Source organism: Pseudomonas sp. PA-5-4B (genome assembly GCF_021606215.1).
In the GTDB taxonomy this organism is placed as follows: Bacteria; Pseudomonadota; Gammaproteobacteria; order Pseudomonadales; family Pseudomonadaceae; genus Aquipseudomonas; species Aquipseudomonas edaphica.
Genome location: NZ_WKDB01000028.1, coordinates 72,282 through 78,699, shown reverse-complemented (window position 1 = coordinate 78,699; position 6,418 = coordinate 72,282). Strand labels below are relative to the sequence as shown.

Genomic DNA, 6,418 nt, shown 5'->3' with positions numbered 1-6,418 from the left:
GCAGCGCCCTGGGCCGCTTGCGCGCGGTACTGGCGCCGTTGCAGGTACACACCGACGTGCCGGCGCAGTTGCCGTTGCTGTATGTGCACGCCGCGTTGATCGAGCAGGCCTTGGTCAATGTGCTGGAAAACGCCGCGCGGTTTTCACCGCCCCACGGCCGTTTGCAGGTGAGTGCCGGCGTGGCCGATGAGCAGCTGTTTTTTGCCGTGGCCGACGAGGGGCCGGGGATCCCCGAGGACGAGCGTGCGAAGATTTTCGATATGTTCTACACCGCCGCCCGTGGTGATCGCGGCGGGCAGGGCACAGGCCTTGGCCTGGCGATCTGCCAGGGCATGGTGGGCGCACACGGCGGGCATATCCGCGTCGAGGATGGTATAGAAGGGCGCGGCACCTGCATCAGCTTGTTCCTGCCGTTACCGACGCAACCTGGCCCGGAGCGCGAGCCTTGAGCTACCCTCTTTTTTCCACGGATTTTGATTGGACACCATGAGCCAGACCGCGACGATTTTAGTCATTGATGACGAACCGCAGATCCGCAAATTCCTGCGTATCAGCCTGGCCTCCCAGGGCTACAAGGTGATCGAGGCCGGCACCGGCAACGAGGGCCTGGCCCAAGCGGCATTGAGCAAACCGGATTTGCTGGTGCTCGACCTTGGCCTGCCCGACATGGACGGCCAGCAAGTGTTGCGCGAGTTTCGTGAGTGGTCGACGGTGCCGGTATTGGTGCTGTCGGTGCGCGCCAGCGAAGTGCAAAAAGTCGAAGCCCTGGACAGCGGCGCCAATGACTACGTGACCAAGCCCTTTGGCATCCAGGAATTTCTTGCCCGTGTGCGCGCCTTGTTGCGCCAGGCGCCGGCGGGAGAAGCTCAGGAAGCGGCGTTGAGTTTCGGCCCGTTGACCGTGGACCTGGCCTATCGCCGGGTGCTGCTGGACGGTGCCGAGGTGGCCCTGACCCGCAAGGAATACGCGGTGCTGGCGCAACTGGCGCGGCATCCTGGGCGGGTGATCACCCAGCAGCAATTGCTCAAGGATATCTGGGGGCCGACCCATACTGAAGACAGCCATTACCTGCGCATTGTGGTGGGCCATCTGCGTCAGAAGTTGGCGGATGATCCGACCCAGCCACGGTTTATCGTGACCGAGGCGGGTGTGGGGTATCGGTTGTTGAATGCCTGAATGTTGCAGTGCCTGAACGGGCCTCATCGCAGGCAAGCCAGCTCCCACCTTTTGATTTGTGAATACATTCAAAGGTGGGAGCTGGCTTGCCTGCGATAGGGCCATCAACCACGCCGCCTATCTCAATGTTGCTCACTCTCATACCGATCCAAGGTATCACTGGCAATTTCGCGCCCCAACGCGATCAACTCCGGCGCCTTGTAGAACTCGAAAAAACGGCACACCCGCTTCGGCACGTTGATCAGCACGTCCGGCGGGTAACCGGCAATCTTGTACTGCGCCAACGAGGTCTGCATCACTTCGAAGCTCTGGTTGATCAGGTCCAGCAGTGACGCCGGCCCGACGTTATCGATAATAAACGAGCCGGTCGCGGACTTCGGTGCGCCTTGTTTTTCCGGGGCGGCCGCAGGTTGTTGGGCCTCGGGTTCGGCCGACTCCAGCCACGGGTTGATTTCGGCGGCCTGGGACTGCAAGGCTTCCTGTTCCAGCTTCATCAGTTGCTCGGCCTGTTTGCGCCGAAACGGCAGGTGCGAACCCAGTGATTTGGCCAAGCTGTTGAAGCGGCTCTTGAACGCCGGCGGGCGCTGGATCACTGGCAGGTGGTAGTGCTTCTGGTTGGTGGCGTTGAGGTTGACTGCGATGATCAAGTCGCAATGGCTCGACACCACCGGCACGATCGGCAGCGGGTTGAGCAGGCCGCCGTCCACCAGCATGCGGTTGCCTTGCATCACCGGCGTGAACAGGCTGGGAATCGCCGCCGAAGCGCGCATGGCCTGGTGCAGGCAGCCTTCCTGGAACCAGATTTCCTGTTGGTTGGTCAGGTCGGTGGCCACGGCGGTGTAGGGAATCCGCAGTTCTTCGATATTGATCTCGCCGACGATCTTGCGGATTTGCCCGAAGACTTTTTCGCCACGAATCGCCCCCAGTCGAAAGCTCACGTCCACCAGGCGCAGCACGTCCAGGTAGTCGAGGCTCTCGATCCAGTTGCGGTATTCGTCGAGCTTGCCGGCGGCGTAGATCCCGCCGACCACGGCGCCCATGGAGCAGCCGGCGATACAGGCGATGTCGTAGCCGCGCCGTTCGATTTCCTCGATCACGCCGATGTGGGCGTAACCGCGGGCGCCGCCGGAGCCGAGCACCAAGGCAACACGTTTTTTCATGAGCTGATCCTTCGCAAAACAGTGGCCCACAATGCGCTTACCGGCCGAGGGCATCAAAATATTTTTCCAGAATAGCCATTACGCTCGGGTATGCTCTGGCGGTAGGCATTTCTGAGCAGGCACTGCTGAAAGCACTTTTGAATGGACACTTCTGATTTCAGGCGGCCCCCAAGGCACTTTTCCTTGGAGGCAACGTCTACAGCCTACGACTGTTTTTCTATATTTGAGGTGTCATTGATGAAAGCCTGGATGTGTGTGCCTGTGATCGTGTTGGCCCTGGCCGGTTGTGCCGGCAAAACCGCATACCGCGACAGCTGTGGCACGCAATTGGATGCGGCCTGGCACGAGTTGGATTTGGCCAAGGCCGAAGGCTTTGCCGGCACCGTGAGCTACTCTAAGGCTTTGTCGCTGTTGACCGGCGCCAAGACCCAGCAGCAATTCGAAGCGTTTGAAGGCTGTTCCAACAAGGCCGAGAAAGCGCGCTTCTACATTCGTGAGTCCCGCGCCGGGCGTTGATCGGTAAGCGGCGACTAGGGTTTCATCGTTAAGGGGGAAGGGATGTCAGCGCTGGTTGATCAGTTAGTCGCTCAGGTCATTGGCCTGGAAGTAGGGTTACTGAGCTGCCAGGCTCGCCTCGCCGCCGTTACCGACGATGAAGCCTTGCATGACCTGCGCACCACCGTGCGGCGCCTACGCAGTTTGTTGCGCCCCTTGCGTGGGCTACCGGGTGTCGAGCAGCTGGAATTGGCCGCCAGCACGGTCGGCCAATTGACCACGCCGTTGCGTGACCGTGAGGTGCTGGCGGCGTATTTGCAGCAGCACGGCCATCACGCGGCGGCCGACCGGCGCCTGCGTTTGCAGGCCGATGCTTACCGCCAGGTGGCGCAAAGCCCGGAACTCGCGCATTTGCTGCTGATCCTGGATGCCTTCCCGCGGTTTATCCGCGCCTCCCAACACCAGAGACTGCTCAAAGGCCTGCGCCCGCGGATCGAGAAGCGTCTGGCCAAGCAGTCGCAGAAACTCGATGACGCCCTCAAAGACCCGGATCATGACCGCCACCGTCTGCGCCTGCTGATCAAGCGCGTGCGCTACGCGGCCGAAGCCTACCCCGAACTGGACAAACTGCCGGCCAAGGCGATGCAACGCCTCAAGCAAGCGCAAGGCGCCCTGGGCGATTGGCACGATTGCTGGCAATGGCTGGCCCAGGCTGAACATCAACCCGACCTGCAGCCGTGTGTTGCGGTTTGGCAGCGCACCATGGCCAAGGCTGAAGGCCAGGCGGATCGGGTGCTGGACAAGCTCAGCGCGGATTGTTTCTAAACCGGTCCGGCTTTTGGCCGGAATAGGCGCTGTGCCTGCTCAACCTGCTGGTTAAGATCCCGACATCGGTTTTCTGGATGTGAGGTTGCCATGCGCTTTTGTGATTTGCTCGATGCCGCCCGTAACAACCCGCTCGAAGTGAGCATCCCTGCCGAGTGGGCGCAGGGCCGCGCAACCTTTGGTGGCCTGGTGGCTGCCTTGCAATACGAAGCCTTGCGCGCCCAAGTGCCGGCGGATCGGCCTTTGCGCTCGCTGGCCATCACCTTTGTCGGCCCGGTAGCGCCGGATGTGCCCGCCAGTTATCAAGTCGAAGTGCTGCGCGAAGGCAAGGCGGTCAGCCAGTTGCTCGGCCGCGTGGTGCAGAACGGCGAAGTGGCGACCTTGGTACAAGCCAGCTTTGGCGCGGCCCGTGAGTCGGTAATTGATGTGTCGAGCGGAGCGCCGCCGGTGTTCAAACACTGGGATGAGTGCCAGGAACTGCCCTATATCAAGGGCGTTACCCCCGAATTCATGCGTCATTTGGCGATGCGCTGGAGTGTCGGCGGCCTGCCGTTTACCGGTAATAAATCCCGCGACATGGGCGGTTGGGTGCGTTTGCGTGGGGACGTGAAGGAAGAGCCGCTGACCGAGTCGCATATTCTTGCTCTGGTCGACGCCTGGCCACCGGCCTTGCTGCCGCACCTGACCAAGCCCGCGCCGGGCAGCACCTTGACCTGGACCATCGAGTTCATCCAGCCGCTGCAAAGCCTGACCACCCTTGACTGGTGCCAGTACTACGTCAACATCGAGCACGCCCGCGACGGCTACGGCCATGCCGCTGCCGCGCTGTGGAGCCCGAGCGGCGAGTTGATCGCCATCAGCCGCCAGACCGTGGTGGTCTTCGCCTGAGCCTCAGAAGTGCTGGCTGCCCTGGGCTTCCAGCGTGCGGCCGTGGCGTTGCAGCGCCACGCCCGCCAACACGCCGACGACGCCGATGGCAAAACTGGCCAGGCTGAAGCTGAATACGCCAGACACCATCAACAGAAAGCCAATGATCAGCAAAGGCACGGCAATCAGTTGCAGGCCCAGGTTGGTGGGGTGCTGGTGAGCCTGTGGCTGAGTGCGCCATTGCCAGGCGGGGAAGTTGGGGTGACGTTTGCCCATGATGATCAATCCTCTGTCCGTTGAAACAACATGGACAAAGTTTAGGTCGCAGGCACCTGGGACGGCGAATCAAGGCTCGCTATGGAGGCCATAGCCAGCCTTGTTTGGCTTATAGCTTCAATTGCCCGATCGCCTTGCTCAACTCCCCGGCCAAGGTCGCCAGCTGATTGCTGGTGGTGGCCGACTCCACCGTCTGCTGCACGGTGTTCTCGGTCACATCGCGAATGCTCACCACCGCGCGGTTCATCTCTTCGGCCACATGGCTCTGCTGTTCGGCGGCCACGGCAATCTGGGTGTTGCTTTCGCGCATCTGGGCCACAGCACTGGTGATTTCGGCCAGTGCGGCACCGGCATCCTGGGCTTGTTGCACACAGTCGTCGGCCTTGAACGAGCTTTCCTGCATGAAGTCCACCGCGTCGCGGGTGCCGGCTTGCAGCGCCGACACCATGCGGGTGATTTCATCGGTGGAGCTTTGCACGCGCTTGGCCAGGTTGCGTACTTCGTCGGCGACCACGGCAAAACCACGGCCCATTTCGCCGGCGCGGGCGGCTTCGATGGCGGCGTTGAGGGCGAGCAGGTTGGTCTGTTCGGCAATGCTGTGGATCACGCCGACCACACCGTTGATTTTCTGGCTGTCTTCGGCGAGTTTCTGGATCATTTCAGCCGTCTGCTGTACGCCGGTGGACAGGCCGGCGATAGAGCGCTGTACCCGGGTGACCACTTCCTGGCCGCTGCCGGCGAGGGTGTCGGCGGTCTGGGACAGGTCGCGGGTAGCGCCGGCATGTTGAGCGATATGGTAGACGGTGGCGGTCATCTCATTGATGGCGGTAGCCGCCTGATCGGTTTCGCTTTGCTGGCCGAGCATGCCGTGCTGTACCTCGTTCATGCTGCTGGCCAGGCGCGCGGCGCCGTCATCGAGTTGCTGGGCGGTGCGCGCCACGGTACTGACCACGCGCTGATAGCCGGCCTGAATGGCGTTGAAGGCGCTGGCCATCTGGCCCACCTCGTCCGTGCAGGCCAGGGGCACGCGGGCCGACAGGTCGCCGGTCTTCTCCACGTGCAGCATTACGTCCTTGAGGGTGTTGAGTTGGCTGAGCAGGAAGCGGATCAACAACTGCGAGGCACCGAGCATCGCCAGCATGAGGATCAACACGGCCACGGCGTAGTTGGCGAAGCGTTCGCTGAAGACCTGGCTGAGGCTGCGGCCATAGGCCAACACGGCGATCTGTTGGCCATCGGCCCGTGTGACGACGTCGGCACCGATCAGTGGGTTTTCCCCGAGCAAGGGCATGTGATTGAGTTCGACCCAACCGCTGGCGGTGCTCAAGGCGGACAGATCCTGATCAGCCAACGATGGGGTTTGGCCGCGGGCAAAGGTCAGCCAATGTTCATCTTTGGGTAATGGGGTGTTGGCCGGCCAGGCACCGAGTAATCGCGCCTGGGCCTGCGCCGAGGCCCGAGATGCATCGCTGCGGGCCTGTTGCTCGAGCTGCACGGCGTAGAGCACCAGCAGTAAGGTGGTGATGAAAGCGACCGCATTCACGGCCCAGAATTTGTACTTCAGCGAGATATTGCTAAGCCAGGCACCCATGGAAGGTTTTCTCTGATAGCGGAAACAG

7 protein-coding genes and 1 pseudogene are annotated in these 6,418 nt (G+C 61.8%); 5 read left to right on the top strand and 3 right to left on the bottom strand.

The features are described from left to right. Nucleotides 1–449 (top strand): sensor histidine kinase (locus GIW28_RS15880; RefSeq protein ID WP_236490402.1); only part of this gene is annotated, 449 nt, incomplete at its 5' end. Nucleotides 450–486: 37 nt separating this feature from the next. Next, complete coding sequence (locus GIW28_RS15875) at nt 487–1,176, top strand: response regulator (protein ID WP_017136125.1); 690 nt, start codon at nt 487–489, stop codon at nt 1,174–1,176. 122 nt (nt 1,177–1,298) lie between these two features. Here GIW28_RS15875 and GIW28_RS15870 read toward each other — a convergent pair whose 3' ends face one another. After that, complete coding sequence (locus GIW28_RS15870; protein ID WP_026013612.1) at nt 1,299–2,336, bottom strand: patatin-like phospholipase family protein; 1,038 nt, start codon at nt 2,334–2,336, stop codon at nt 1,299–1,301. Nucleotides 2,337–2,573: 237 nt separating this feature from the next. Between GIW28_RS15870 and GIW28_RS15865 the strand changes: the two genes are divergently transcribed. The 3 genes from GIW28_RS15865 to GIW28_RS15855 all read left to right on the top strand — a co-directional run bounded on the left by GIW28_RS15865 (nt 2,574) and on the right by GIW28_RS15855 (nt 4,544). Continuing rightward, nucleotides 2,574–2,852 (top strand): hypothetical protein, encoded by a 279-nt coding sequence (locus GIW28_RS15865; RefSeq protein ID WP_010176194.1) that lies wholly within the window; start codon nt 2,574–2,576, stop codon nt 2,850–2,852. A gap of 42 nt (nt 2,853–2,894) precedes the next feature. Beyond that, nucleotides 2,895–3,656 carry a CHAD domain-containing protein gene (locus GIW28_RS15860; protein ID WP_099549084.1) on the top strand — a complete coding sequence of 254 codons (762 nt, stop codon included), beginning with the start codon at nt 2,895–2,897 and terminating at the stop codon, nt 3,654–3,656. Between the two features lie 90 nt (nt 3,657–3,746). Further along, nucleotides 3,747–4,544, top strand: a complete 798-nt coding sequence (locus GIW28_RS15855) for an acyl-CoA thioesterase (RefSeq protein WP_236448012.1) — start codon at nt 3,747–3,749, stop codon at nt 4,542–4,544. A 6-nt stretch (nt 4,545–4,550) separates the two neighbouring features. Here the strand turns inward: GIW28_RS15855 and GIW28_RS15850 are convergent. Both GIW28_RS15850 and GIW28_RS15845 read right to left on the bottom strand, forming a co-directional pair. Further along, nucleotides 4,551–4,799 (bottom strand): annotated as a pseudogene (locus tag GIW28_RS15850) (terminase); the annotation flags it as partial. Nucleotides 4,800–4,908: 109 nt separating this feature from the next. Next, the gene (locus GIW28_RS15845; RefSeq protein ID WP_236448011.1) at nt 4,909–6,390 is read right to left on the bottom strand and encodes a methyl-accepting chemotaxis protein; all 1,482 of its coding nucleotides are present in this window, start codon (nt 6,388–6,390) and stop codon (nt 4,909–4,911) included. Nucleotides 6,391–6,418: the final 28 nt, after the last annotated feature.